Source organism: Pandoraea faecigallinarum (genome assembly GCF_001029105.3).
Classification (GTDB): Bacteria; Pseudomonadota; Gammaproteobacteria; order Burkholderiales; family Burkholderiaceae; genus Pandoraea; species Pandoraea faecigallinarum.
The window spans coordinates 818,918-843,599 of record NZ_CP011807.3 but is presented as its reverse complement, the minus strand read 5'-3'; the positions used below and the strand labels follow the sequence as shown (position 1 = coordinate 843,599).

General features: G+C 65.5%; 22 protein-coding genes and 1 riboswitch. Of the genes, 7 read left to right on the top strand and 15 right to left on the bottom strand.

Annotated elements, in window-relative coordinates; translation table 11 throughout:
* Positions 1-2: 2 nt before the first annotated feature.
* Positions 3-2,231: a xanthine dehydrogenase family protein molybdopterin-binding subunit gene (locus AB870_RS03805; RefSeq protein WP_047907006.1), complete on the top strand. Its 2,229-nt coding sequence runs from the start codon at positions 3-5 to the stop codon at positions 2,229-2,231.
* Between the two features lie 161 nt (positions 2,232-2,392).
* On the opposite strand, the gene AB870_RS03800 is transcribed toward AB870_RS03805, so the two are convergent.
* Positions 2,393-3,010, bottom strand: a complete 618-nt coding sequence (locus tag AB870_RS03800) for a YqaA family protein (RefSeq protein ID WP_047907005.1) — start codon at positions 3,008-3,010, stop codon at positions 2,393-2,395.
* Positions 3,011-3,154: 144 nt separating this feature from the next.
* On the opposite strand from AB870_RS03800, the gene AB870_RS03795 reads away from it, so the two are divergent.
* The 4 genes from AB870_RS03795 to queF all read left to right on the top strand — a co-directional run bounded on the left by AB870_RS03795 (position 3,155) and on the right by queF (position 7,253).
* The gene (locus tag AB870_RS03795) at positions 3,155-3,775 is read left to right on the top strand and encodes a nucleotidyltransferase family protein (RefSeq protein ID WP_047907004.1); all 621 of its coding nucleotides are present in this window, start codon (positions 3,155-3,157) and stop codon (positions 3,773-3,775) included.
* Between the two features lie 121 nt (positions 3,776-3,896).
* Positions 3,897-5,426: a threonine ammonia-lyase, biosynthetic gene (gene ilvA / locus AB870_RS03790; RefSeq protein ID WP_047907003.1), complete on the top strand. Its 1,530-nt coding sequence runs from the start codon at positions 3,897-3,899 to the stop codon at positions 5,424-5,426.
* A gap of 47 nt (positions 5,427-5,473) precedes the next feature.
* A complete protein-coding gene (locus AB870_RS03785; protein WP_047907002.1) occupies positions 5,474-6,439 on the top strand; it encodes a 5'-nucleotidase in 966 nt (321 codons plus the stop codon).
* The gene (gene queF, locus AB870_RS03780; RefSeq protein ID WP_047907001.1) at positions 6,426-7,253 is read left to right on the top strand and encodes an NADPH-dependent 7-cyano-7-deazaguanine reductase QueF; all 828 of its coding nucleotides are present in this window, start codon (positions 6,426-6,428) and stop codon (positions 7,251-7,253) included. The genes AB870_RS03785 and queF overlap by 14 nt, the downstream gene beginning before the upstream one ends.
* A 59-nt stretch (positions 7,254-7,312) precedes the next feature.
* On the opposite strand, the gene AB870_RS03775 is transcribed toward queF, so the two are convergent.
* The 5 genes from AB870_RS03775 to AB870_RS03755 form a co-directional block, all read right to left on the bottom strand.
* Complete coding sequence (locus AB870_RS03775; protein WP_157112223.1) at positions 7,313-7,816, bottom strand: hypothetical protein; 504 nt, start codon at positions 7,814-7,816, stop codon at positions 7,313-7,315.
* A gap of 13 nt (positions 7,817-7,829) precedes the next feature.
* Complete coding sequence (locus AB870_RS03770; protein ID WP_064674761.1) at positions 7,830-8,300, bottom strand: hypothetical protein; 471 nt, start codon at positions 8,298-8,300, stop codon at positions 7,830-7,832.
* 227 nt (positions 8,301-8,527) lie between these two features.
* On the bottom strand, positions 8,528-8,914 hold the full coding sequence (locus tag AB870_RS03765) for a RidA family protein (protein ID WP_047908766.1): 387 nt from the start codon (positions 8,912-8,914) through the stop codon (positions 8,528-8,530).
* A gap of 45 nt (positions 8,915-8,959) precedes the next feature.
* Complete coding sequence (locus AB870_RS03760; protein WP_047906998.1) at positions 8,960-10,450, bottom strand: N-acyl-D-amino-acid deacylase family protein; 1,491 nt, start codon at positions 10,448-10,450, stop codon at positions 8,960-8,962.
* A gap of 1 nt (position 10,451) precedes the next feature.
* Positions 10,452-11,333, bottom strand: a complete 882-nt coding sequence (locus tag AB870_RS03755) for a MurR/RpiR family transcriptional regulator (RefSeq protein WP_047906997.1) — start codon at positions 11,331-11,333, stop codon at positions 10,452-10,454.
* A 159-nt stretch (positions 11,334-11,492) separates the two neighbouring features.
* Here AB870_RS03755 and AB870_RS03750 point away from each other — a divergent pair, with 159 nt between their 5' ends.
* Entirely contained in the window at positions 11,493-12,764 is a 1,272-nt protein-coding gene (locus AB870_RS03750) for an amino acid deaminase (protein ID WP_047906996.1), read from the top strand.
* 45 nt (positions 12,765-12,809) lie between these two features.
* Here AB870_RS03750 and AB870_RS03745 read toward each other — a convergent pair whose 3' ends face one another.
* The 6 genes from AB870_RS03745 to AB870_RS03720 all read right to left on the bottom strand — a co-directional run bounded on the left by AB870_RS03745 (position 12,810) and on the right by AB870_RS03720 (position 20,082).
* Positions 12,810-13,316: a MarR family winged helix-turn-helix transcriptional regulator gene (locus AB870_RS03745; RefSeq protein ID WP_047906995.1), complete on the bottom strand. Its 507-nt coding sequence runs from the start codon at positions 13,314-13,316 to the stop codon at positions 12,810-12,812.
* 4 nt (positions 13,317-13,320) lie between these two features.
* Positions 13,321-14,916 (bottom strand): MDR family MFS transporter, encoded by a 1,596-nt coding sequence (locus tag AB870_RS03740; protein WP_047906994.1) that lies wholly within the window; start codon positions 14,914-14,916, stop codon positions 13,321-13,323.
* Positions 14,917-15,077: 161 nt separating this feature from the next.
* Positions 15,078-16,118 (bottom strand): FecCD family ABC transporter permease, encoded by a 1,041-nt coding sequence (locus tag AB870_RS03735; RefSeq protein ID WP_047906993.1) that lies wholly within the window; start codon positions 16,116-16,118, stop codon positions 15,078-15,080.
* Positions 16,118-17,101, bottom strand: a complete 984-nt coding sequence (locus AB870_RS03730; protein ID WP_047906992.1) for an ABC transporter substrate-binding protein — start codon at positions 17,099-17,101, stop codon at positions 16,118-16,120. The genes AB870_RS03735 and AB870_RS03730 overlap by 1 nt, the downstream gene beginning before the upstream one ends.
* Positions 17,098-17,898 carry an ABC transporter ATP-binding protein gene (locus tag AB870_RS03725; protein ID WP_084663298.1) on the bottom strand — a complete coding sequence of 267 codons (801 nt, stop codon included), beginning with the start codon at positions 17,896-17,898 and terminating at the stop codon, positions 17,098-17,100. Before AB870_RS03725 ends, AB870_RS03730 begins: the two co-directional genes overlap by 4 nt.
* A 15-nt stretch (positions 17,899-17,913) precedes the next feature.
* Complete coding sequence (locus tag AB870_RS03720) at positions 17,914-20,082, bottom strand: TonB-dependent receptor (protein WP_084663296.1); 2,169 nt, start codon at positions 20,080-20,082, stop codon at positions 17,914-17,916.
* A 257-nt stretch (positions 20,083-20,339) separates the two neighbouring features.
* Positions 20,340-20,487: riboswitch (adenosylcobalamin (AdoCbl) riboswitch) on the bottom strand.
* A 305-nt stretch (positions 20,488-20,792) separates the two neighbouring features.
* Between AB870_RS03720 and AB870_RS03715 the strand changes: the two genes are divergently transcribed.
* The gene (locus tag AB870_RS03715) at positions 20,793-22,340 is read left to right on the top strand and encodes an amino acid permease (protein ID WP_047906991.1); all 1,548 of its coding nucleotides are present in this window, start codon (positions 20,793-20,795) and stop codon (positions 22,338-22,340) included.
* Between the two features lie 64 nt (positions 22,341-22,404).
* On the opposite strand, the gene AB870_RS03710 is transcribed toward AB870_RS03715, so the two are convergent.
* The 3 genes from AB870_RS03710 to AB870_RS03700 are packed head-to-tail and all read right to left on the bottom strand — an operon-like array spanning position 22,405 to position 24,641.
* Entirely contained in the window at positions 22,405-23,532 is a 1,128-nt protein-coding gene (locus AB870_RS03710) for an aminotransferase class V-fold PLP-dependent enzyme (RefSeq protein ID WP_047906990.1), read from the bottom strand.
* Positions 23,533-23,574: 42 nt separating this feature from the next.
* Positions 23,575-24,186: an FMN-dependent NADH-azoreductase gene (locus AB870_RS03705; RefSeq protein ID WP_047906989.1), complete on the bottom strand. Its 612-nt coding sequence runs from the start codon at positions 24,184-24,186 to the stop codon at positions 23,575-23,577.
* The gene (locus tag AB870_RS03700) at positions 24,183-24,641 is read right to left on the bottom strand and encodes a GNAT family N-acetyltransferase (RefSeq protein WP_047906988.1); all 459 of its coding nucleotides are present in this window, start codon (positions 24,639-24,641) and stop codon (positions 24,183-24,185) included. The genes AB870_RS03705 and AB870_RS03700 overlap by 4 nt, the downstream gene beginning before the upstream one ends.
* Between the last annotated feature and the right edge of the window lie 41 nt (positions 24,642-24,682).

Sequence of the window (24,682 nt, the reverse complement as noted above, 5' to 3'; positions counted from 1 at the left end):
ACATGCGTGAACTTCGCTTCTCCCAACGTCCCGGCGTAGCCGTGGGCGACTTCGCAGGCGTGAGCCGTCGCGGCTTCCTCAAGACATCCGCCATCGCCGCCGGCGGCCTGATGCTGGAAATGTCGCTGCCTGGCATGATGCGCACCGCCGGCGCACAGGGTGCCACCGCAGTCCCGGTCGTGCCGTCCGCGTTCGTTCACATCGCGCCGGACGACACCGTCACCATTCAGGTCAACCGTCTCGATTTCGGTCAGGGCGTGCAGACCGCGCTGCCGATGCTCGTCGCCGAAGAACTCGATTGCGACTGGGCCAAGGTGCGGGGTGAGCTCGCGCCGGCGGGCGATGCGTACAAAGACCCCATGTTCGGCATCCAGATGACGGGCGGTTCGGGCTCCGTTGCGCACTCGTGGATGCAATACCGGCGCATCGGCGCGTCCGCACGCGCCATGCTGATCGCCGCGGCGGCACAGCAATGGAAGGTGCCGGCCGACCAGTTGCGCACCGAAAACGGCGTCGTGATCGGTCCGAACGGCAAGCGCGCCACGTATGGCAGCCTTGCCGCGCGCGCGCAGGCCCTGCCGGTGCCGGCGAACGTCGCGCTCAAGGACCCGTCCGCCTTCCGCCTGCTGGGCAAGCCGACACGCCGCCTCGACGCCAAAGCCAAGTCCACCGGCACGCCGATGTACGGCATGGATTTCAAGCTGCCAAACATGAAAGTGGCCGTCGTGGCCCGGCCGCCGGTGTTCGGCGCCAAGGTGAAATCGTTCGACGCCAGGGCGGCGAAAGCCGTCAAGGGCGTGCGCGACGTCCTCGAAATTCCGGACGATCGTGGCGGCACCGCCGTGGCTGTCGTCGCAGACGGCTACTGGCAGGCCAAGACCGGGCGCGACGCCCTCAAGGCCGAGTGGGACACAAGCGGCGTCGAACACGTCGACACGACGAAGCAACTGGCCAAATTCAGGGAACTGGCCAGGACCCCGGGCGTCGTCGCCATCGACGCGGACGTCTCCGGGCTCAAGGGTGCGCCGAAGACCATCGTGGCCGAGTACAGCTTCCCGTATCTGGCGCACGCGCCGATGGAACCGCTGAACTGCACTGTCCAACTTTCGGACAAAGGCGCGGAAGTCTGGACCGGCACCCAGTTCCAGACCGTCGATCAGGCCGCCATCGCGCGTACGCTCGACCTCAAGCCGGAGCAGGTCCGGTTGCACACGCTGATGGCCGGTGGCGGTTTTGGCCGACGGGCGGTGCCGACCTCCGACTACGGTATCGAGGCGGCGCAGGTCGCGAAGGCCTGGCGTCGTGCCGGCCATCGTGAGCCGGTCAAGGTCATCTGGAGCCGGGAAGACGACATCCATGGCGGCTACTACCGTCCGATGTACGTGCATCGCGCCGAGATTGGCGTCGACGCCAGGGGCAACGTGCTCGCGTGGAATCACACCATCGTCGGTCAGTCGATTCTGCAAGGCACGCCGTTCGAAAAGATGTTGGTCAAGAACGGTATCGACGGCACGAGCGTGGAAGGCGTGTCGGGCACCCCGTACGCGGTGCCGCTGCGTCTGACGCTGCACAGCCCGCAGGTCAACGTCCCGGTGCTGTGGTGGCGCTCGGTGGGCAACACCCATACGGCCTTCGTCATGGAGACGCTGATCGACGAACTGGCGAAGAATGCCGGTCAGGATCCCGTGGCCTATCGTTACGCGTTGCTGGGCGAGAAGCACCCGCGCCATCGTGAAGCGTTGGCGCTGGCCGTCGAGCGCTCGGGGTATGGCAAGACCAAACTTCCGGAAGGACAGGCATGGGGCGTGGCCGTGCATGAATCGTTCGACTCGGTGGTCGCTTACGTCGTCGTCGCGGAGATGCGCAACAACGCGCCGCGACTCGTGAGTGCGGTCGCAGGCGTGCATTGCAATTTCGCCGTCAATCCTTTGACGGTTGCCGCGCAGGTCGAAGGTGCGGCGCTGATGGGGTTGGGCACGACCTTGCCGGGCGCGGCCATCACCATGAAGGATGGCGAGATCGAGCAGAGCAACTTCCATCAGTACACGGTGGCGCGTTTGACGGACATGCCCGCGATCAGTGTGCATATCGTGGCGTCGGGCGACGCGCCCACGGGCATGGGAGAACCGGGTTTGCCGCCGTTGGCACCGGCCTATGCGAACGCCCTTGCTGCATTGACAGGCAAGCGTCTGCGCGCGTTGCCGTTCGATATGACGACGGCGCAGGCGTAAGACGTCGGCGTAAGAGTAAGAAAGAGGGGTCCCGGGAAAGCATGACCGTATGCCGGATCGGGCCCCTTTCCGAACCGGGCCGGGGTTCCGGCAGCGCAAAGGGGTGCCGGAACCCCGCGCACTTCATGAGAGCCTTGGCGGGTATAGCGAAAGCAGCATTGTCACCCCACGAGCAAGTGTTTGAACGGCGCAAAGATGCCTTGCCAGAACGACTCGGGCACACACAGCATCAGATAGGTGATGGCGATGTAGCGCAGCGTCTTGCCGATAGCGATGTAGAGGAGACAGGCGCGCCAGGACAGGCGCAGCCATCCGGCGAGCGTGCATAGCGGATCGCCCACCACCGGCAACCACGACAACAGCAGCAACGGCGGTCCGAAGCGACGCATCCATCGGCGGTAGCGCTCGCTCATCGGTGCCTTGTGTTCGTTGGCCTCGCCGCTCTCCCGGCCCGCGGGCGCCTCCATCGTCATCGAAACGCCGCTGGCAGACGCCATGGTCCGCGCGTGCGCCCGCCGCCGCGCCTTGAGACGCACGTAAGCCCGCCGTGCCGCGAACCCCATCCACCAGTCCAGCATGCCGCCGAGCGTATTGCCGACGCTCGCGACGGCGACCGCCGCCCAAAACATGTGGGGGTTGAGCGCGACATAGCCGAAGAGCGCCGGCTCCGAGCCCATCGGCAGCAGTGTGGCGGACAGAAACGACACGAGGAAAATCGCGGGCAAGCCAACGCCGGGCAGTGCCAACACGCCCAGCAGCCAGGTGATGAACGACGTCATGCCACTCCGAAGAAATGCGAAAAACGATGGAAAGATGCCACAGGCGCCCTCATTGCGGACCGGCCGGACGGTCGGCCAATGTCGCTACGACGGCGTTCACCCGTGTTTGGCAGAAACGAAAAGTCTGGCGCATAATGCGGGACCATGACCCGACCCTCGACGCCGCCCGTGGCCATTCTACTGGCAGGCGGACTCGGTACCCGCTTCGACGCGGCGGGGCGCCGGAACAAGCTGCTCGCGCCGCTGCCCGGCGATCCCCTGAACCGGCCCGTTGCCCTTGCCAGCGCCCACGCGCTGCTGGCTGCGTTGCCGCGCGTGATCGCCGTGGTGCGCCCCGATTCGGCGGAGTTGGAGAACGTGTTGCTGCAAGCGGGTTGCGAAGTCGTCATGAGCCACGCCACCAGGCGCGGCATGGGCGCGACACTCGCGGCCGGCATCAATGCCGCCGTCGACGAAGACCCGCCCCCGGGGCTCGAACATCTGGACGGCTGGCTCATTGCGCTGGCCGACATGCCCTATATTCATCCGAATACCCTGCGCGCGGTCGCGAACGGCCTCACGTCGCCCGAAGCCATCGTCGCCCCGGGCTATCGCGGACAGCGTGGCCACCCCGTCGCGTTCGGTTCCGCCTATACCTCGCGTCTGGCCGCCCTCGACGGCGACGTTGGCGCGCGCGACCTGTTGATTAGCGAGCACATTACGATCGTCGATGTCGACGACGCCGGAATCGTGCGCGACATCGACACCCCCGACGACCTACGCTAGGGCGCGCACTCCCCCTTTCCCGTTTTTCCCGGAAGACCAGCGCGACCGCCCCGGCGAACGTGCTGGTCTATCATTGTCCTTTTCGTTCCTTGATGTGCCTAACCTGAAGAAACCCTAAATCATGTCCGACGCAGCTCCCGATTACCTGAAGAAGATCCTGACCGCCAAAGTCTACGACGTCGCCCACGAGAGCGAACTCGAACAGGCCCGCACGCTCTCCATGCGGCTGCACAATCGAATTTATCTCAAGCGCGAAGACAACCAGACGGTGTTCTCCTTCAAGATTCGGGGCGCGTACAACAAGATGGCGAACCTCAGCGATGCCGAGCGCGAGCGGGGTGTGCTCACCGCGTCCGCCGGCAATCACGCGCAGGGGGTGGCGTACTCGGCGGCACGACTGGGCTGCAAGGCGGTCATCGTCATGCCGGTGACCACGCCACAGGTCAAGATCGACGCCGTCAGAACGCATGGCGGGCGCGCCGTCGAAGTCGTGCTCGCGGGCGACTCGTACAGCGATGCCTTCGCACATGCCATGACACTGCAGGCCGAACGCGGCCTCACGTTCGTGCCGCCGTTCGACGATCCCGACGTCATCGCCGGTCAGGGCACCATCGGCATGGAGATCCTGCGCCAGCATCAGGGACCGCTGCACGCCATCTTCGTGCCGATCGGCGGTGGCGGACTGGCCGCCGGCGTGGCCGCGTACGTCAAGGCGGTGCGTCCCGAGATCAAGGTCATCGGCGTGCAATCCGTCGATTCCGACGCGATGGCGCAGTCCATTCACGCGGGTGAGCGCATTCTGCTGAACGACGTCGGCCTGTTCGCGGACGGCACCGCCGTCAAATACGTCGGCGAAGAGACTTTCCGCCTGTGCAGCGAGTATCTCGACGAAGTCGTGCGCGTCGACACCGACCAGCTTTGTGCCGCGATCAAGGACGTTTTCCAGGACACGCGCAGCGTGCTGGAGCCGTCGGGCGCGTTGTCCGTGGCGGGCGCCAAGCTCTATGCCGAACGTGAAAAACTCAAGGGCGAAACACTCGTCGCAATCACCTCGGGCGCGAACATGAACTTCGACCGGCTGCGCTTCGTCGCGGAACGTGCCGAAGTCGGGGAAGCGCGCGAAGCGGTGTTCGCCGTCACCATTCCGGAGGCGCGCGGTAGCTTCCGGCGCTTTACCGAAGTGGTGGGCAGCCGCAACGTGACCGAGTTCAACTATCGAATTAGCGAAGCCTCCAGCGCTCACATCTTCGTGGGCATCCAGATGCATAACCGCGACGAGGGTGAGCGCATCAAGTCGGGTTTCGAGCGTCACGGTTTCCCCACGCTCGATCTGTCCAACGACGAACTGTCGAAGCAGCACATCCGCTATATGGTCGGCGGACGCTCGGCACTCGCCAGCCATGAAGTGCTGTACCGCTTCGAATTTCCGGAACGCCCGGGCGCGCTGATGAAATTCCTCTCGGCCATGAGCCCTAACTGGAACATCAGCCTGTTCCATTACCGCAATCAGGGCGCGGACTACAGCAACATTCTCGTGGGCATTCAGGTACCGGACGACGAGAAGGCCGCGTTTCGCGACTTCCTCGCAACGCTCGGCTATCCTTACTGGGATGAGAGCGACAACCCCGTGTACAAGCTGTTCCTCGGGTAAGTCGCCGCCCCCGACCCGACCTCCACAGACAGGAAAACGCCGCTACCATGCCGATCACGCTCGAGAACAAACTCGTTGTCGCGATATCCTCGCGTGCGCTGTTCGACTTCGAAGAAGAGAACCGCGTGTACGAGGCTGGCGTGGCGAGCGGCGACGACCGGTCGTACATGCAGTACCAGCTCGACCGCCTCGACAAGCCCGCGCCGCCGGGCGTCGCCTTCCCGCTCGTGCAAAAGTTGCTCGCGTTCAATCGGGGCGGCGGCAGTACGGCCCATACCAACGGCCTGAACGGTTCGAATGACCGGCACCGCGTGGAAGTCGTCGTCCTCTCGCGTAACGATCCCGTGAGCGGCATGCGCGTGTTCCGTTCGGCACGGCAAGTCGATCTCAGGATCGAGCGCGGCGTATTCACGCGCGGACGCGATCCGTTCGGCTACCTGAACGCGCTGGGCGCGCATCTGTTCCTCTCCGCGAACGAGCGCGACGTGCGCAGCGCACTGGCCGCCGGTTTCCCGGCCGCGCGCGTGTATCCCGACTCCGCGAAAAAGGCCGAACTGCATCCGGACGAAATTCGCATCGCCTTCGACGGCGACGCGGTGCTCTTCTCCGACGAGGCCGAACAGGTGTTCCAGCGCAACGGCCTCGACGCCTTCCAGCGCCACGAGATCGAGCGCGCCGCAACGCCGCTGCCGCCCGGCCCGTTCAAGCCGTTGCTGCTCGCGCTGCACCGGTTGCAGACCCTCGCGGGCCACGAAGTGCCGGTCAAGATCCGCACCGCGCTCGTGACGGCGCGCTCCGCCCCGGCACACGAGCGCGCGATCCGCACGCTGATGGACTGGAAAATCGACATCAACGAGGCGATGTTTTTGGGTGGGCTGGACAAGGGCGCATTCCTGCGCGAGTTCGAGCCCGATTTCTTCTTCGACGATCAGACACGCCACTGCGAATCGGCCGCCCGGGTGAGCCCGACCGGTCACGTCATCAGTGGCATCGCCAATCATGACCACGCCTGAACAATCCACGCTCGGCAAGGAAGTTGCCTACACCGAGCACTACGACCCGTCTCAACTTTTCCCGATCGCCCGTGCGCCGGCGCGCGCGCAAATCGGCGTGCCGGACACGTTGCCGTTCTTCGGCGCGGACATCTGGAACGGCTACGAACTCTCGTGGCTCAACGAAAAGGGCAAGCCGCAGATCGCCCTGCTCACCGCCGTCGTGCCCGCCGACTCCCCGTTCATCATCGAGTCGAAGTCGTTCAAGCTGTATCTCGGCTCGTTTGCGCAAACGAAGCTGGCCAATCCGGAGGCCGCGCGCGCCCTCATCCAGCAGGATCTGTCGGAAGCGGCCGGTGCGCCGGTGCAGGTGCGACTCACGGATCCCAGCGGGTTCGGCAAGCTCCGGCTCGACGAACTCGATGGCCTGCTCGTGGACCGTCTGGACATCGACACCGACGTCTACGTGCCGGACGCCTCGCTGCTGAGCGCCGCCTTCGACGAGCCGCACGTGGAAGAGACACTGGTCTCCAATCTGCTCAAGTCGAACTGCCCGGTCACCGGTCAGCCGGACTGGGGCAGCCTGCAGATTCGGTATGTCGGCCCGCCCATCGATCAGGAAGGCCTGCTCAAGTACGTCATTTCGTACCGCCGGCACACCGGCTTTCACGAGCAATGTGTGGAGGGGATCTTCATGGACCTGCTGCGTCAATGCAAACCGAGCCAGCTCGCCGTGTATGCACGCTACACACGCCGCGGCGGCCTCGACATCAATCCCTTCCGCACGAACTTCACGTTGCCGATGCCGGATAACGCCCGTACCGCACGTCAGTAGCGATCGCAGTGCGTTCGCACGCTGGAAACAGCCGGCGAACGCCCCTCCCGTCGACCTCGTCAGCCGTAGCCCACCCGCGCCATCGTCCGTAGCGCGGCGTCTCTTACGTGGGCGTATCCCGGCGCGCCGTCGCAGCGATGCAGCGTTTCCTTCATGGCGCGGCATGCCGCATCGAATTGCCCGAGTTCCACGAGACATTCGCCGACGCGGTACATCGGCCCCGGCGCCTGCTCGTCCATGAGCGCCGCCGCCATGAAGAGCGGCAGCGCCGCCTTCGGCTCCCCGTGACGTTGCATCGACAGCGCCAATGCCACCGCATAGTCGGCTTCGAGCGGACACGCCGAGAGCAGCGGCGCGAAGCACTCGATGGCGTGCAGGAAGTCGCCTCGCTCGAACGCGCCGTAGCCGCAGCGATAAGCGGCGTCGCATTGGCTGGCGTCCCACGCGCCGGGACGCGGCATGCCCAGCGCCTCGCGTTGCGCGTACGCCTCGCGCAACAACCCCAGCGCCACCTCGATCTCCTTCGCCACGGATGCCGACGACGGCACAGCGCTCAGACTCATATCAAACGTCATCTCATGCGCGACCATAACGCCTGCCCCCTCCCGGCGTCGTAAAGTGCACGTGGGTGCTCATCGTCTCCATTTCCCGCTCGGCACGCCTGCGCGCCTTCAGGCACGCACACACCTGACTGAGGCCGAACGTCACCGCCAGGGCCGAGAGGGTCCCCATGCCACCGCCCAGACCGAAACCGATCCAGCGGTTGCGATCGGCAGCATCGGTGTCCTCGATTTCGGCCGCCGCCTCCAGACAGAGATAGGCGCTTCCTGCAACGCCCACCAGTCCGAGGATCGTGACCGCAAGCCCGGTGAGGCCGGTGACACGGCCCGCCTGCGACAGGCGGCTCATGGTCTGCGAGCGCAGCCGCACATCGTCCGGCGTAGCCGGAAAATCGATCGTGATATGAGCGTCCTCGGCCGATTCGATCGCCGCGCGGTACACCGGCGCACTCGGTCCTGCGCCATCAATAGGGTCATGTCGCACCATCGCCTCCTGTCAGGTTGGGAAGCGCAAGACTGCGCGCGCCAAAACTGCCCTGCCATCGAAGGCAAACCGCAGACTTCGCGAAACGGGCACCGCCGTGCCCGTCAACGCCGGCGCGCGGCCTGAAAACGAAAAAGCCGACGAGGATCGCCGGCTTCTTCACACGCACATTCCGGTGGTCCCCGCCATCATGCCGGCGACCTCGCCGTGTTGCCCCTCCCGCTTCGGGATTATGCGGCGGGTTTCCTGTAAGCCACGCAGTCCACTTCGACCTTGCAGTCGATGACCATGCTCGACACGACGCAGGCGCGCGCGGGCGGATGATCGCCGAAGTACTCCTTGAAGACCTTGTTGAACGACGCGAAGTCGCGCGGATCGTCGAGCCACACGCCGATGCGCATCACATGCTCGGTGCCGTAACCGGCTTCCGTCAGGATGGCGATCATGTTCCGGATAGCCTGATGCGACTGGGCGACGATGCCGCCGTCGATCACTTCGCCGTCTTTCATCGGGGTCTGGCCGGACACGAACAGGAAGCCGTCCGCCTCGGTTGCGCGGGCGAAGGGCATGCGCTGACCGCCCGTTCCCTGCCCGCCCTCCACGCCATATCGTTTGATGCTCATCATCGCTCCTTTCAACGAATCGTACTCGACAACACCGGCTCAAAGCACCGGCTGGGGCGTGCCGCGACGCACGAAGCGTCCGGCACGCGCGTTCTGCGTCGGCCCGCGGTCCTGCCAGGACAGCACACCGTTCACCCACACCGCCGAAATGCCATACGCCGGTTGCATCGGATCGGTAAAGGTTGCGGCGTCTCCCACGGTGGCCGGATCGAACAGTACGAGATCGGCCCAGTAGCCTTCGCGCACGAAACCGCGCTCATTCAAGCCGAACCGCTCGGCAGACAGCCCCGTCATCTTGTGGACGGCCTCGGCCAGCGGAAAGAGCGCCTGCTCCCGGCTGTAGCGGCCCAGCACGCGCGGGAACGCGCCCCACAGACGCGGGTGCGGCAGCGGATCGTTCGGCAGGCCGTCCGAGCCGACGACAGTCGCCGGGTGGCGCAAGATGCGTCGCACGTCATCTTCCTCCATGCAGTGATACACCGCCCCGGCCGGTTGCAGGCGCGTTGCCGCCTCCATGAGGTCGACGCCCCACTCGGCCGCAATCGTCGCAAGCAGCTTGCCGCCTTGATCGGGGTGCGGTTGCGACCACGTCACGAGAATGTCGAAGTCGTCGGTGACCTGTTTGAGATCGAGCGTCGATGAACTTGCCGTATACGGATAGCAGTCGCAGCCCACGGGCTGAAAGCGTCGCGCCTTGTCCAGCGCGTCGAGAATCTCGGTGCTGCGCCCCCAGTTGTCGACACCCGCGCACTTCAGATGCGAGACGACGACCGGCACGCGTGCGTGGCGTCCAATGCGAAACGCTTCGTCGAGTGCTTCGAGAATCTCCGCGAATTCGGTACGCAAGTGAGTCGCGTACAGCCCCCCGGCCTCGGCCAGCGGTTTGGCCAGCGCCAGGACTTCCTCGGTGGGGGCGGCATTCGCGTTGGCGTAGGCGAGTCCCGTCGACAACCCCAGCGCGCCATGCGCCAGCGCCTCGCGCAACTGAGCGCGCATGCCTTCGATTTCCGCGCCGGTCGCGGCGCGGTCGAGCCGATCCATATGGTTGTTGCGCAACGCCGTGTGACCGATGAGTGCGGCCACGTTGATCGCGGGCTGGGCTTTTTCCAGCGCGTCGACGTATGCCTTGAACGTGGGGTACCGAAACGCGGCCGCCTCGCCGAGCAGGTTCATCGGATCGGGCGGTTCGCCCTTGAGGGTGACCGGCGACGCGCTGATGCCGCAGTTGCCCACAACGACCGTCGTCACGCCCTGCGAGAGCTTCGGCGTCATTTCCGGTGCACGCACGACGTTCGTGTCGTCGTGGGTGTGCACGTCGATGAAACCGGGACTCAGCACGTTGCCCTCACCGTCGACACGGTGCGCCGCTTGCCAGCCCGAGAGCGCACCGGCCGGCGCAATCGTGTGGATCCGGCCGTCGCGCACGGCGACATCGAAGCGATCGTCCGTCATGGGGGCGCCGGAGCCGTCTGCCAGACGAACGTTGGCGATTAACGTATCGACCGTGCGGTCTACCAGGCGATCAGTCATATCAGTCTCCCAGAGGCTGGCGATCGCCGCCGCCCCGATGCGTGTCGAGCACGTACTTGATCCGTCGCAGCAGCGCCTGGCTTTGCGGCTTGGCAAGCAGCGCCAGTTCCGTGGCAAGCACGTCCATGGCAAGCAGCATCGCGTAACGCGACGACGACGGTTTGAAAATGAAATCCGTTTCCAGCGCCCGGATCGGCAGCACCTCGTCGGCAAGCGCCGCCAGCGGCGACCCCGTTGCCGTGACGGCCACCACCTGAGCGCCGTATTCCCGCGCGATTTCGCACGCGGACACCAGCTCCGGCGTGTGGCCGCTCACCGAGAAGGCGAGCACGACGTCGTCGCGCCCCAGCGTGCCCGCGACCATGCGCGCCAGCACGGCGTCCTGGTAGCTCGCGACGGGACGCCCAAGTCGCACCAGCCGGTAACGCGCCTCGTCGGCCATGAGCGACGATCCACCGCCCATGCCGAACGCGTAGGTCATGCGGGCCGCGAGCAGCCGCGTGGCCGCGCGTTGCACCACCTCCGGCTTGAGGAGGCCACGATGCAATTGCAGCGTGGTCTGAATATCGTCGGCAATCCGGTCGATGGTCTCGACGGCGGCGTCCTGCCCGTTGGCGGCATTGGCACCGAAAAAGCGCTGGCCGACGACCGCCGCCTGCGCCAGCCGCAGCTTGAGGTCGCGCACGTCACGGCAGCCCATTGCTTTGGCGAAGCGCGTCACGCTCGCCTCGCTCACGCCGGCACGCTCGGCCAGCACGTTGATCGACGCCGCCGCCGCGCCCGCCACGTCTTCCAGCACAATCTGCGCGACTTTGCGCTCCGCCTGACTGAGCACGTCGCTGCGCTCGGCAACGCGCGTCACGATATCGAAGGTTTCGGCCATATTCCGGTGTGTACGGCGTCGCGAGGCGTCGCCCGAACGAATTCCGAAAGTTTTACGAGATTTGTTACTTTATAACAAAACTGTCAAATGCAGGTAATTAAACGCTATTATAGGCGTCATCCGGCCGTCTCAGGCGCACTGAACCGTGGAGGATTTCCAATGAGTGATACAAACTATCAACATGGCATGATCGATACCCTCAACAAGGGTCTGGGTGCGCTGAACGCCCCGCTCGCGCCGTCGTCGACGACCGGCCTGGGCTGGAATCTGCTCAATGAAGACCTGAGCCTGCCCACGGCGGTGCTGTACGAGGACAAGATCCGCCACAACCTCGCGTGGATGCAGCGCTTCGTGCACGAGTACGGCGTGAAGCTTGCTCCGCACGGCAAGACGACGATGGCGCCGAAGCTGTTCCGTCGTCAGCTCGACGGCGGCGCGTGGGGCATCACGCTTGCAACGGCCCAGCAGACCTGCGCGGCGTACCACCATGGGGTGCGGCGTGTCCTGATGGCGAACCAGCTCGTCGGCAAGCGCAACATGACGATGATTGCCGAGCTGCTGCAAGACCCCGGATTCGAGTTTTTCTGTCTGGTGGACTCCGCCGCTGCGGTGGCACATCTGGGCCAGTTCTTCCGCGCGCGCGCTCAGACGATTCAGGTCCTGGTCGAACTGGGCGTGGCGGGCGGCCGCACGGGGGTGCGCGACGCGGCGCAACAGCAAGCCGTGCTCGATGCCCTTGCGCAGTACCACGACGCCGTGAAGCTCGCGGGCGTGGAAGTCTACGAGGGCGTGCTCGGCACGGAAGCGGACATCCGCGCTTTCCTGCAACGGGCGGTGAGTATCACGCGCGAGCTGGTCGCCGCGGGTCGCGTCGATCGCTCGCCGGTCGTGCTCTCGGGTGCCGGGTCGGCGTGGTACGACGTGGTGGCCGACGAGTTCGCGCAAAAGGACGTCGGCGCACCGCTGGACGTGGTGCTGCGCCCCGGCTGCTATCTGACGCACGACGTAGGGATCTACAAGGCGGCGCAGGCGCAGATCGCAACGCGCAACCCGATTGCGAAGCAGATGCGTTCGCAACTGCAACCGGCGCTGCAACTGTGGGCCTACGTGCAATCGATCCCGGAACCCGAGCGCGCGATCATTGCGCTGGGCAAACGCGACGCCGCCTTCGATGCCGGCATGCCGGAACCGGCGCAGCAATTCCGTCCGGGCGAGAGCAGGATCCCCAGGGCGGCACCCGGACACTGGGAAGTCACAGGCATGATGGATCAGCACGCGTATCTGCGCATCGCACCGGGCGACGACATTCGCGTGGGCGACATGATCGCGTTCGACATCTCGCATCCGTGCCTGACGTTCGACAAGTGGCGCCATCTGCCCATCGTCGATGGCGATTACAACGTCGTCGAAATCGTGCAGACGTTTTTCTGAGCGACGGCGCGGCGTATGGCAGGCTGGTCGCGGGCGGCCAGAGACCTACGGCTGGCTTCGCGGCGGCCGTTTGCGTGAGGGGGTGACATCGCCGCCGGCGTCGCTCGAAGCGCCCGCCTTCGCCCGCGAGGCCACCGACTTGAACTGCGCTTCCAGATGCGTGAGCGCGCTCTCCAGCGTGGCGATTTCGGCGGGCGTCATGCCTTCGAGCGTCTCATCGAAAAATGCCTGACGACGCGGTGTCGCCTCGTCGTACACGGCCATCCCGGCCTGCGTGAGCGTGACGTTCGTCAGACGGTTATCGTCCGGGTCGGTCGCGCGCGTGAGCCAGCCCAGCGCTTCCATGGACTGCAACTGACGCGTGAGCGACGCCGGATCGAGCCGGCAATGCTCCGCGAGAAACTTCTGCGAACAGGTGCCCCGCTCGGCCAGCGCGAGGAGGATACGCCAGCGCGGCAGCGGGTGCCCGACCTGAGCGTCGAAGGCGAGCATCATCGCGCGGTACGTCAGGCTAAGTTGCTGAATGACGTTACGTTTCTGTGGCGTCGGCATCGTGTCACTCCCCTGCTGGCGGCCGCGGCTTCGCGCCTCGCGTGAGACGGATGAGCGGCACACGTCTGACGAACCACAACCCGGCGAGACCTGCCGCGAGCGACACCATTTGCCCGTTGTGAATCGCGGCCACGAGCGACGTGCGCGCCGACTCGATGAACAGCGCCCCGTTCTGGCCCATGTGGGCGAGCGTCGTCAGGAAGTCGCTCTGCGCCTGCGCGTTGACGAGAATCTGCGGGTCGGCAAGCTGCGACGCCCAGCGGGTGCCTTCGTTGGCGGCGAGGGCATCGGTGACACGTCCCACGTAGCTGTGATTCACGAGCGTACCCACGATGGCCGTCCCCAGCATGCCACCGATCATGCGAAGCGATTGCATGAGCGCGGTCGCGATCCCCAGGTGGGCGCGCCCGGCGACTTCCTGGGCGAAGACGGTGAGATTCGGCATGACGAACCCCAGCCCGAGTCCGGCGAGGAACATATACGCGGCGATCAGCAGATGCGGCGTGCCGCGATGCGTGGTAATCACCCCCGCACACGCGAGCGCGAGCAGGAGAAAGCCCACGTAGAGCATGACGTTGGGGTTCGGCAAACGCGTGATGAGGCGTCCGTTGACGATGCTGCCCACAGTGATGCACACGACCAGCGGCGTAATGAGCAGACCGGTGTCGCGCGGCGAGAGCCCGAAGCCGCCCTGCAACAGCAGCGGCGCGTAGAACAGCAGGCCGAACATCGAGAAGCCCGCGAACACCGAGAGCACGAACAGGGGCGCCAGCGATTTGTCGCGAAACATCTCGAACGGCAGGATCGGATGCGAGGTGCGTTGCTCCCATCGATACAGCGCAAACGAGGAGACGGCGAGCACCACGAAGAGCGTCGCCACACCGCGCGACAGCCCGTCCGCGGGCAGCCATTCCACGAGCATCTGCAAGCTGCCGAGCGCCGCAGTGATGAGGACGGCGCCGAGCCAGTCGATGCTCGCCTTGCTGTGCTCTTCGGCGCGCATTTGCGGCAGGTGACGCCCGACGAACCAGACACCGAGCAGCCCGACCGGCAAGTTGACGTAGAACACGGAGCGCCAGCCGTAGGCCTCGGTCAGGAAGCCGCCGAGCGACGGACCGATGGCGTTTGCGATTCCGAAAGCGGAGCTGAGCATGACCTGCCAGCGCAAACGCACGTGAGGATCGGGAAACAGTTCGGGCACGCAGGCGAATGCCGTGCCGACGAGCATGCCGCCTCCGATCCCCTGGAGGGCGCGGGCGATGACGAGAAACGGCATGCTCTTCGCCGCGCCGCAAAGCACGGACGCTGCGGTAAAGACGATGATGGCCGCCATCACGAAGCGTTTGCGGCCGTAGAAATCGCCGAGGCGCCCGAAGATGGGCACAGTGATGACGGAGGTGAGGAGATACGACGTTGCGACCCAGGCGTAGTACTCGAACCCTTTGAGTTCCGCGACGATGGTCGGCAGCGCCGTGCCGACGACCGTCTGGTCCAGGGCCACCATCATCGTGCAGAAACACAGGCCGAGCATCGCCACGAGCGATTGCCGGAACGGTAATACCTGCCCCGCCGAATGCGGAGTACTAGGACTGGGCGTCATTTTCTGGATGGATCAATTTTTGATCGATCAACGATTTTAGCACGTTCTTTGCGTAGTCCCCGGCGGCCAGTCGCTCACGCGAAAAAAGCGGCCGCTCGTGCCGGGTCGCCCGGCCGGCGAATGCGCCCGGGCGCGCGGTGTCCGAGCGGTTCGGCCGCGCCTCAGTTCCGGCGGGCGCTCGCTCGCAACAACACCACGAAGCATCCGCCACCCGCGAGCGCCGTCACCACACCGATCGGCAGGTCCTCCGGCGCAATCGCCGTGCGGGCGAGCACGTCCGCCCAGATCAGCAAGACGGCGCCGAGCAAGGCAGAGACGGGCAGCAGGCGGGCGTGCTCGGCCCCCACTACCGGACGGCAGGCGTGCGGTGTAACCAGCCCGACGAAGCCGATGGCGCCGCTTACCGCGACCATCGCGCCCGTGACGAATGCGCCGATCAGGAACACTTCGGCACGCACGCGCGGCACATCGACGCCCAGCGTGACTGCCGCGAGATCCCCCGTCATCAGGGCGTTCAGTTCGCGGCGGCGCCCGAACAATGCGACCCCGCCCGCCAGAGCAACCGCCGCGGGAATCGCGAGCATGTCCCAGCGGGCGAGCCCGAGTCCGCCGAGGGTCCAGAACAGCACCGACGAGGCCGCGCGCTGATCCCCGAGATACAGCAACAGATTGGCCGCCGCAAGCATCACGAACGACACGGCGACACCCGCAAGCAGCAGACGGTCGCGCTCGAGCCGTCCGTGCCGGTGCGCGAGTCCGATAACCGCGAGCGTCGCCAGCGCCGCTCCCGCGAACGCGAGCAGCGACAGCGTGAACGGCCCGAAAACTGCGCCGAGAAAGAGCGTCGCGAGGACCGCGCCAAACGTGGCGCCCGCACTCACGCCGAGCAAGTGCGGATCGGCGAGCCGGTTTGCCGTGACGGCCTGCAACGCCACGCCGACCATCGCCAGCGCCGCCCCGACGATGGCCGCGAGCAGTACGCGCGGCAAGCGGATCAGCCACACCACCGCATCCTGCGACGTGCTCCAGCCCTGCGCCGGAATTCCCACGCCCCAGCCGGTCAAATGCGCGACGACGATACGCAGCGTCAGCGACGGTGCGATGGCGCTCGGCCCGAAACCGGTCGCGAGCACGATGGACGCGATGAGCACGAGCGTCAGCACGAGCGTCGCGAAACGCGCCCGATGCCGTCTCATGCGCATCACTTCGCGAACGCCTGCGGATGCAAGCCGCGCGCAATCGTCTCCACGGCCTGCACGTTGCGAATGCCGGGTGTTGCTTCGTCGTAGGGCACCACGATGAAGCGGCGCGCGCGAATCGCCTCGACCTGACGCAGCGCCGGCTGGTCGAGCAGGAACGCGATCTTCTGCGCCGCCGTGATGGCGCCGTAATCGACGATGACAATCGCCTGCGGATTTCGCGCGACGACAGTCTCCCAACTCACGCGCGTCCAGCTCTGCGCAACATCGTCCATCACATTGCGTCCGCCCGCGGCGCCGATGAGCGCCGTGGGCATGGCGAGACGGCCCGCCGTGAAGGGACTGTCCTCGCCGCTGTCGTAGACGAAGGTGCGCACGGGCGCGCGCGCGCCGTCCACTCGGCGCTTCAACGCCTCAAGCCGCGTTTTCATGCGATCGACGAGCGCGTGCGCGGCGGACTCGACGTCGAAGATGCGTCCGAGGTTTCGCAAATCGTTGTAGACGTCGTCGAACGACGCTGCGCCACGGGGCATCACGTGAGCGCAGGATTCGCTCAGTTCGTACGTCCGAATGCCCATGGGCGCGAGCATTGCCGGCGTGACCGGACCGCCGACATGCACGCCGTAGTTCCACCCCGCGAAGTAGAAATCGGCCCCTGCCTGCACCAGCACTTCGATTGAGGGATAGCGTTGCGCAAGCTCGGGTAACCCGGCGAGTTGCCGGCGCAGCGCGGGGTTGGCAGTTTTCCATCCGCTGATGCCGGTAAAGCCGATCATGCGCGGCCGCAGGCCAAGGGCAATCATCATTTCCGTGAGGTTGACATCGTTGCTGACCGCCCGTTCGGGGGCGCGCTCGAAGGTCACCGTGCGATTGCAGCTTCGCACCGTGACGGGATAGTGAGCGGCGGCCTTCGGCCCGGCGGCGACGTTCGATGACGTCGCCACCAGACCGAAGGCCGCGCAGCCGAGCAGGACAAGGCGTTTCATAGCGGATGCACGAGAGTGATACGTGGACGGCGTGTGACGGGATGCCGGTCGACCAGCGCGTCGACCTTGAACACTCGCGCGAGCAGCTCGACTGTGAGCACGTCGGCGGGCGACCCGCAGGCGACGATCTCGCCGCGGACCAGCACATACAGACGGTCGCAATACGCCGCGGCCAGATTGAGGTCGTGAATCGTCGCGAGCGTCGTCACCTTCAATGCGCGGATCAGGCGCATGAGTTCGACCTGATGATGCAGATCGAGAAAGCTGGTCGGCTCGTCGAGCATCAATACGTCGGGTTGTTGCGCGAGAGCGCGCGCGAGCAACACGCGCTGCTTCTCTCCCCCCGAGAGGGTGGCGAAGGGGCGCGCACGCGCGAGCGTCATGTCGACGTCGCGCAGGGCTTTGTCGACAATGGCCGCATCGGCGAGCGTATCGGCATCGAGCAGACGTTTGTGCGGCGTGCGCCCCATCCGCACGACCTGTTCGACGTCGAGCCCGAAGTCGTCAGGCAACTCCTGCAACAGCACGGCGATGTGCTGCGCAGACCAGCGCGGCGATTCGCGCCACACGTCGATGCCGTCGAGCGTCACCGTGCCCGCCTGCGGCTTCGCGTAGCGGAATGCACAGCGCAGCAGGCTCGTCTTGCCGCTGCCGTTCGGCCCGATCAACCCCACGAATTCGCCGCGCGCGACATCGAGCGAGATCGACTGAAGCAGTGGCGCTCCGCCCTCCGGCGTGAGCTCGGCATGGTCTTCGGGCGACCAGCTGAGATGGGCAATGTGAAGTTCGCCGCGCATCGTCGGACGGCAGGCTCAGAACTTCATCGTCGCGACGACCTGCGCCGAGCGCGACGGGCCGAGCAACCACTCGGTGGGCGATTCCGACGTCACCGCGTACGCGCGATTGCCCAGATTGCGCAGGTAGAGCGCGAGATCGATATGCCGGGTCGCCCGCCACGACACCGAGGCGTCGAATACGGTGTAAGACGGCATCGGTGCGGTGTTCGCGTTATCGCTGTAGCGGCGGCCGACGTAGCGCAACCCGGCGCCGAGCACCACATCGCGAATCGGCGAGCAGGTCAGCCACACGTTGGCGGTTTGCTGCGCAATGTTGTTCGGCACGTTGCCGCTGCGCGAGACGGCCATACCGCCGACGTTTTCGTCGAAACGATCGTAACGGGCGCGCAGCAGTGCGGCATTCGCCTCGACCGAGACACCGTAGCCCAGCGTCAGCGCCCCCGACAGTTCGACGCCACGAGACGACTGCTGACCGACCTGCTGCGTGACGCCCGGATGCAGCGGATCGCTCGTCAGCAGATGTTTTTTCACGATCTGATAGACGGCGAGCGTCCAGAAGCCGCGTCCCTCCGGCAGTTCCTGTTTGAAGCCCGCCTCCCACTGTTCGCCGGTTGCCAGCTCGAACTGTGTCTGCGATTGCGACAGCGTGACGAGCGAGCCGACGCTATCTGCGCCGCGCGTGTACTGGCCGTAAACCGATGCCGACGGACCGACCTGATAGACAAGGCCCAGACGCCAGCCGACGTTCGAGAACGCCTTTCCGAAGGCCGTACCGGATGCAAGCTGACGGCGCGAATAGTCGAGATAGTCGTAACGCAGGCCGCCCACGGCCGAGAGCCGTGAGGTGATGTCGAAGCGGTCTTCGGCGAACAGCGCAACCTGATGCGTGAGCGTCCGGAACTCGGGTACGGTGGGATCGGGGCTGGCGAACACGCCCGGATCGAAGCCGTCTGCGCTCACGACGGACGACCCGCCGAATGGCGTATTGCTGTCGCGACGGAACGAAATCCGATTCGCTTCGACGCCGATCACGAAGCGGTTCGCATGGCCCGCGAGACTACGCTCGATCGTCGCATCGAGCCGGTTGCCGGCCTGCTGCTCGTGCTGAAGGATCTCGATGTAGTCGCTGCGCGTGACCAGACGCGTCGACGGGTCCATCTCGTACGACTCGCTATTGCGCCAGTGCCGGTGCGTGTTCAGGTAATACAACTGATCGCGGATCGTGATGCCGTCGCCAGCACGGTAGACGCCCGTGAGCCGGGTCGACTGATCGAAATAGGCAATCAGCGCGTTGCCGACGTTGTAGTTCCTGTCGCGCAGCGCGGTATCGAGCGCACCGCCATTGAGCGGCACACCGAAGTACGTCGCGGGCATCTGGCGTGCGTAATCGTAGGAAAGCGTGAACGACAGTCGCGGCGAGACGTCGAGCTTTACCGCACCGCCGACCGACGTCGTATGCGAATCGCCACGCTCGACCCAGCCGTTGCTGCGGTTATCGCTCACGTAGAAGCGATACGACAGCATCGGACCGAGGGCGCCGGTCGTGTCGAGGGCGAAGCGCTTCTGTGCCTGCGTGCCGAAGCCTGCCTGAAGCGTCGTGGCGGATTCGCGCTGCGGCTGCCGGGGAATGACGTTCACCACACCGCCGATGGCGCCTTCGCCATACAGCACCGACGCCGGTCCTCTCAGCACGTCGATCCGCTCGACTTGCCAGGTGTCGAACGGGAATGTCATCGTGCCCGCCCCGGGATAGAGCCGCGTACCGTCGTAGAGCGTCATCACCGATTCCTGGCCGGCGAAGCCGCGCACGGCGAGTGCGGTGCCCCCATTGCCGGGGGTGGCGGTGCTGGTGAAGCCGGTAGCACGCGTGACGGCGTCGTTGACGGTCTGGTCACCGCGCGCTTCGATCTGCGCGGCGGTAACGGACTCCACGCTCGCCGGCGTGTCGAGGCTCGACAGGTTCAGGCGCGAGCCGGTGTCGCCCGGCGTGGAGAGGGGCGCGTCGTCGCGCGAATGCCGGGCGCTGACGGTAACGGGCGGCAGCTTCGCCTCGTCCGCAAACGCGCAGGTAGAGGCGCCGCCGAACAGCGAGCATGCGCCGACGAGGAACTGTGCGGTTTGCTTGTGTGCAAAGCCGCGCGTGGCCGGGGCTCCGGTGAAGGCCCCCGGGCATGAGCGATGCATGAGTCTTCCCCTGTCGTCCTGGGCGACGACTTATCGATATCGTGCGTTTCTCGTGCGGACGCGCGCCCGCATCCCGGGCGTTGCGGGAATCGGTGCGACTGGCGGAAGGCCGGGCGCCGGGCGGGTCCGGTGATGTGTCTTGCCGCGAGCCCGGCTCAGGCAGACAACGGCAAGGCGAGACGAGCGTGCGCGGCGACTGGCGCACGAGAGAAATCGACGAACGGGGAGATTCGCAGCAAGCGAAGCGTGCGGGTCATACGTGGTCTCCTGGGGTTTCGCGCCCCAAAAAAAGGTCGGTGAGCCCGACGGCCAGGTCTGACTTCCCGTCGAAACGACGAGTTACAGTGGCGCGACCGCGCTGGATTTGCACCAGCTTCCGGCCGTCGGTAGCGCGCATTCTACGTGTTGTTGCGGCTTTGCGAAATCATTGATACTCACAAATTTCGGCGCCATGGCATCGGCAAGCGCCGGGATCGGCAGAAAGTAGCCTCGCCGGGGAGACCCGCAGTACAATCCCCCCACTCTGAATTACCTCCCCCACGGCCTGTTCGGCGTCTGCGAACCGGGCATCCATTTCCCCGGCACCCACAACTAGAAGTCGATGGTCGGTGTCCGGGAGATGCGCGAAGCACCACCATGCTCGATGCCCGCGGTCCGAAGGCGGCCCGGGGGACTCCTATTCGCTCATAAGGCTATCGAGGAACACGACTTTGGCAATATCGGAACATGACCCGCTGCGCGAGGACACCGGGGCGGGGAACGCCGCCCCGTCGGAACTGCGTCGCTCCCTGTCCGCCCGTCACCTGACGATGATCGCAGTGGGCGGCTCCATCGGGACCGGCCTGTTCGTGGCCTCCGGCGCCACCGTCGCGCAGGCGGGGCCCGGCGGCGCACTGCTGGGCTATGTGCTGATCGGCCTCATGGTCTATTTTCTGATGACCAGCCTCGGCGAGCTGGCCGCCGCCATGCCGGTTTCCGGCTCGTTCTCGACGTACGGCGCGCGCTATGTCGACGAGGGCTTCGGGTTCGCGCTGGGCTGGAACTACTGGTACAACTGGGCCGTCACGGTGGCGGTGGACCTGGTTGCCGCCCAGCTCGTCATGGCTTACTGGTTCCCGAACGTGCCCGGCGTCTACTGGAGCGCCCTCTTTCTTGCGATCACGTTCGGCCTGAATGCCCTGTCGGCGCGCGGCTTCGGCGAGGCCGAATTCTGGTTCGCGCTCATCAAGGTAGTCGCCGTGCTGGCCTTCGTCGCAATGGGCGTGCTGATGCTGCTCGGCATCATTCGCGGCGGTGAGACTGGCGGCGTGGCGAACTGGGCGATTGGCGACGCTCCCTTCGCCGGCGGCTTCGCGGCATTGATCGGCGTGGCAATGGTCGTGGGGTTTTCGTTCCAGGGCACCGAACTCATCGGCATTGCCGCCGGCGAATCGAAGGATCCGGCGCGCAATCTGCCGCGCGCCGTGCGTCAGGTGTTCTGGCGCATTCTGCTGTTCTATGTGGCGGCAATCCTCGTCATCGGCCTGCTCATTCCGTACACGGACCCGCATCTGCTGCGCAACGACGTCACCGACATCAGCGTCAGCCCGTTCGCGCTGATCTTCGAGCGCGCGGGGCTCCTCGGCGCGGCCTCGGTCATGAACGCCGTCGTGCTGACTTCTGTGCTCTCGGCGGGCAATTCCGGCATGTACGCGGCCACGCGCATGCTCTACAGCCTCGCCCGCGACGGCAAGGCGCCGCGCGTGTTCGGGCATGTCTCGCGCAACGGTGTGCCGACGTGGGCATTGCTCGCGACAGCCGCCGTTGCCGCGCTGTGCTTCTTCACGTTCGTGTTCAGCCCGAACGCCGTGTACATCTGGCTGCTCAACACCTCCGGCATGACCGGCTTCATCGCGTGGCTCGGCATTGCGATCAGCCATTACCGGTTCCGTCGCGGCTACGTGCGGCAGGGCCACGATCTGTCGAATCTGCCGTATGTCTCGCCGTTCTTCCCGTTCGGCCCCATCTTCGCGTTCGTGCTGTGCCTCGTCATCACGCTGGGCCAGAACTACGAGGCGTTTCTTCAGGACAAGATCGATTGGGGCGGCGTGGTGGCGACCTACATCGGCATTCCGCTGTTCCTGCTGATCTGGGCGGGCTACCGGGTGGTGCGCGGCTCGCGCTTCGTGAAGTATCGCGACATGCACTTCCCCAAAACGCAGACGCCGGCTCAGGCGGACGTTCACGGCGAGGCGCCAGCAAGTCGCGCGCTTCGTTAGGCTTGTCTCCCGCGCCCAAGACAGGCGCAGGACGCGCGCAGAACGGGCGCAGGCGAAGCGCGCGTTACAGCACCTTGTCCAGCGCCTTGGCGAAGCGCTCCACTGCCGCGTTCACATCGTTGAGCTTGTCCAGTCCGAACAGGCCAATGCGGAACGTCTTGAAGTCCTCGGGTTCGTCGCAGCGAAGGGGCACGCCGGCGGCCGTCTGCACGCCCACTTCGGCGAACTTCTTGCCGGAGCGAATGCCCTCGTCGTCGGTATAGCTCACCACCACCCCCGGGGCTTCGAACCCGTCGGCCGCCACGCTGCGAAAGCCCTTCGCTTTCAACAACGCACGAATGCGCTGGCCGAGTTCGATCTGCTGCGCGCGTACCTTTTCCAGTCCATAGGCTTCGGTCTCCCCGATGACGTCGCGCAGCTTCGCGAGACTGTCCGTGGGCATGGTGGCGTGATACGCGAAGCCGCCCTTTTCGTAGGCTTCCATGATCTGAAGCCACTGACGAAGATCGCAGGCAAAGCTGGTGCTCGTCGTCGACTCGATGCGTTCGCGCGCAAGTGCGCTGAGCATCACCAGCGCGCAGCACGGCGACGCGCTCCAGCCCTTTTGCGGCGCGCTGATCAGCACGTCGACGCCGCTGGCGTGCATGTCGACCCATACCGTGCCCGACGCAATGCAGTCGAGCACGAACAGCCCGCCGACCGAATGCACGGCATCGGCCACCGCGCGCAGATAGGCGTCGGGCAACATCATGCCTGAGGCCGTCTCGACGTGCGGTGCGAAGACCAGATCGGGCTTGTTTTCCTTGATCGCGGCAACGACTTCGTCGATCGGTGGGGGAGCGAAGGCCGCTTGCCTTCCTTGCTCGACGGGGCGTGCCTTGAGCACGATCGATTCGGACGGAATGCCGCCCATGTCGAAGATCTGGGTCCAACGGAAGCTGAACCAGCCGTTGCGGATGACAAGACATTTCCTGTTCGTGGCGAACTGACGGGCCACGGCCTCCATGCCGAACGTGCCGCTGCCGGGCACCACGACGACCGATCTCGCGTTGTAGACCTTTTTCAGGCCATTGGAAATGTCGCGCATCACGCCCTGGAAGCGCTGCGACATATGGTTGATGGAGCGGTCGGTATAGACGACGGAATATTCGAGGAGTCCGTCGCGGTCCACCTCGGGGAGCAATCCTGGCATGTCTGCCTCCGATACTAGTGATTTGCCGGTATGGGACAGATTCTAACGCTCCCCGACGCAACGTCCCAGATAGCGAGCCAGATCGCTGCGGCACGCCGCCAGGGCACGCTCGCCCGCATCCGAACCGGCGACCAGACCTTGCATCAGGAAGAACGTCACATCGTGGATGCCGATGCAACCCAGCGCATGCCGCAGATATGGCGTGAGGAAGTCGGGCTGACGCGCGTTTTCTCCCGTATGGAACCCGCCGGACCCCACGATGACAACGCTCGGGCGGTCCTTGAGCAAACCCACCTTGCCCTGCGGCGTACTGGCAAACGAGCGGCCGATGCGCACCACGTAGTCGATCCACAGCTTGAGCGACGCCGGCACCGTGAAATTGTGCATGGGCGTTGCAATCGCGAGAAACGACGTCGCCTCCAGTTCTTCGATCAGATGCTCCGAGAGCGCGAAGTGCGCGGGATCCGGCGTGCGCGACGTGATAGCGGCCGCATAGTCGCTGGTAATCGCCGGCAGGGGAAACGTCGCCAGATCGCGCACGATGATCTCCCCGTCGCCGGACAGTTTCGCGTGCTCGTCGAGAAATGTCTGCGCCATGCCGAAAGTGCGGCTCGATGCCCCGTGCGGGCTGGCGTTGAGCAACAGACTTGTCATTGGCCGGTCTCCTGCGCCGTATCCAGCGATTGCCGGAAGTGCATGCCCTTCGCCAGCAGCCCGTTGCGGAAGTAAAAACGCTGCGCGAGCGCCATGTGCAGGCCCGTGTCGAGGACAAGATGCGCACATCCCGTATCGCGCGCGATCTGCCTCACTTCCCCCAACAGCGTCGAGCCCACGCCAGCGCGCTTGTTGCCGGCGGCCACCACGAGATCGTCGACGTATACGAACGGCCCGTAAATCAGGTTCGTCATGTGACGATACCCGACCAGTCCAAGCAGGCGTTCGCCATCGAAAGCGCCCAGCAGCCGGTACGCTTCGTCGCGCTGGGCCTGCACCTGCGCCGCGAAGGCCTCCGCGCTTGCCAGGTGCGGGCGCAGTTCCTTCATGACGGGATAGGCTGCACGCACTTCGCCGGGCGTCTCAAGGTGTTTGAAAGTAAGCCGTGTATTCATGTTCTCTCCGACAGTCGTCCATCGACGACTTTAGTCGCCGG

Excerpts from the sequence above, each read along its gene's own strand:
- AB870_RS03805 (WP_047907006.1), top strand. The coding sequence starts at position 3 with ATGCGTGAACTTCGCTTCTCCCAACGTCCCGGCGTAGCCGTGGGCGAC.
- AB870_RS03800 (WP_047907005.1), bottom strand. The coding sequence starts at position 3,010 with ATGACGTCGTTCATCACCTGGCTGCTGGGCGTGTTGGCACTGCCCGGC.
- AB870_RS03795 (WP_047907004.1), top strand. The coding sequence starts at position 3,155 with ATGACCCGACCCTCGACGCCGCCCGTGGCCATTCTACTGGCAGGCGGA.
- ilvA (WP_047907003.1), top strand. The coding sequence starts at position 3,897 with ATGTCCGACGCAGCTCCCGATTACCTGAAGAAGATCCTGACCGCCAAA.
- AB870_RS03785 (WP_047907002.1), top strand. The coding sequence starts at position 5,474 with ATGCCGATCACGCTCGAGAACAAACTCGTTGTCGCGATATCCTCGCGT.
- queF (WP_047907001.1), top strand. The coding sequence starts at position 6,426 with ATGACCACGCCTGAACAATCCACGCTCGGCAAGGAAGTTGCCTACACC.
- AB870_RS03775 (WP_157112223.1), bottom strand. The coding sequence starts at position 7,816 with ATGAGTCTGAGCGCTGTGCCGTCGTCGGCATCCGTGGCGAAGGAGATC.
- AB870_RS03770 (WP_064674761.1), bottom strand. The coding sequence starts at position 8,300 with ATGGTGCGACATGACCCTATTGATGGCGCAGGACCGAGTGCGCCGGTG.
- AB870_RS03760 (WP_047906998.1), bottom strand. The coding sequence starts at position 10,450 with ATGACTGATCGCCTGGTAGACCGCACGGTCGATACGTTAATCGCCAAC.
- AB870_RS03755 (WP_047906997.1), bottom strand. The coding sequence starts at position 11,333 with ATGGCCGAAACCTTCGATATCGTGACGCGCGTTGCCGAGCGCAGCGAC.
- AB870_RS03750 (WP_047906996.1), top strand. The coding sequence starts at position 11,493 with ATGAGTGATACAAACTATCAACATGGCATGATCGATACCCTCAACAAG.
- AB870_RS03745 (WP_047906995.1), bottom strand. The coding sequence starts at position 13,316 with ATGCCGACGCCACAGAAACGTAACGTCATTCAGCAACTTAGCCTGACG.
- AB870_RS03740 (WP_047906994.1), bottom strand. The coding sequence starts at position 14,916 with ATGACGCCCAGTCCTAGTACTCCGCATTCGGCGGGGCAGGTATTACCG.
- AB870_RS03735 (WP_047906993.1), bottom strand. The coding sequence starts at position 16,118 with ATGCGCATGAGACGGCATCGGGCGCGTTTCGCGACGCTCGTGCTGACG.
- AB870_RS03730 (WP_047906992.1), bottom strand. The coding sequence starts at position 17,101 with ATGAAACGCCTTGTCCTGCTCGGCTGCGCGGCCTTCGGTCTGGTGGCG.
- AB870_RS03725 (WP_084663298.1), bottom strand. The coding sequence starts at position 17,898 with ATGCGCGGCGAACTTCACATTGCCCATCTCAGCTGGTCGCCCGAAGAC.
- AB870_RS03720 (WP_084663296.1), bottom strand. The coding sequence starts at position 20,082 with ATGCATCGCTCATGCCCGGGGGCCTTCACCGGAGCCCCGGCCACGCGC.
- AB870_RS03710 (WP_047906990.1), bottom strand. The coding sequence starts at position 23,532 with ATGCCAGGATTGCTCCCCGAGGTGGACCGCGACGGACTCCTCGAATAT.
- AB870_RS03705 (WP_047906989.1), bottom strand. The coding sequence starts at position 24,186 with ATGACAAGTCTGTTGCTCAACGCCAGCCCGCACGGGGCATCGAGCCGC.
- AB870_RS03700 (WP_047906988.1), bottom strand. The coding sequence starts at position 24,641 with ATGAATACACGGCTTACTTTCAAACACCTTGAGACGCCCGGCGAAGTG.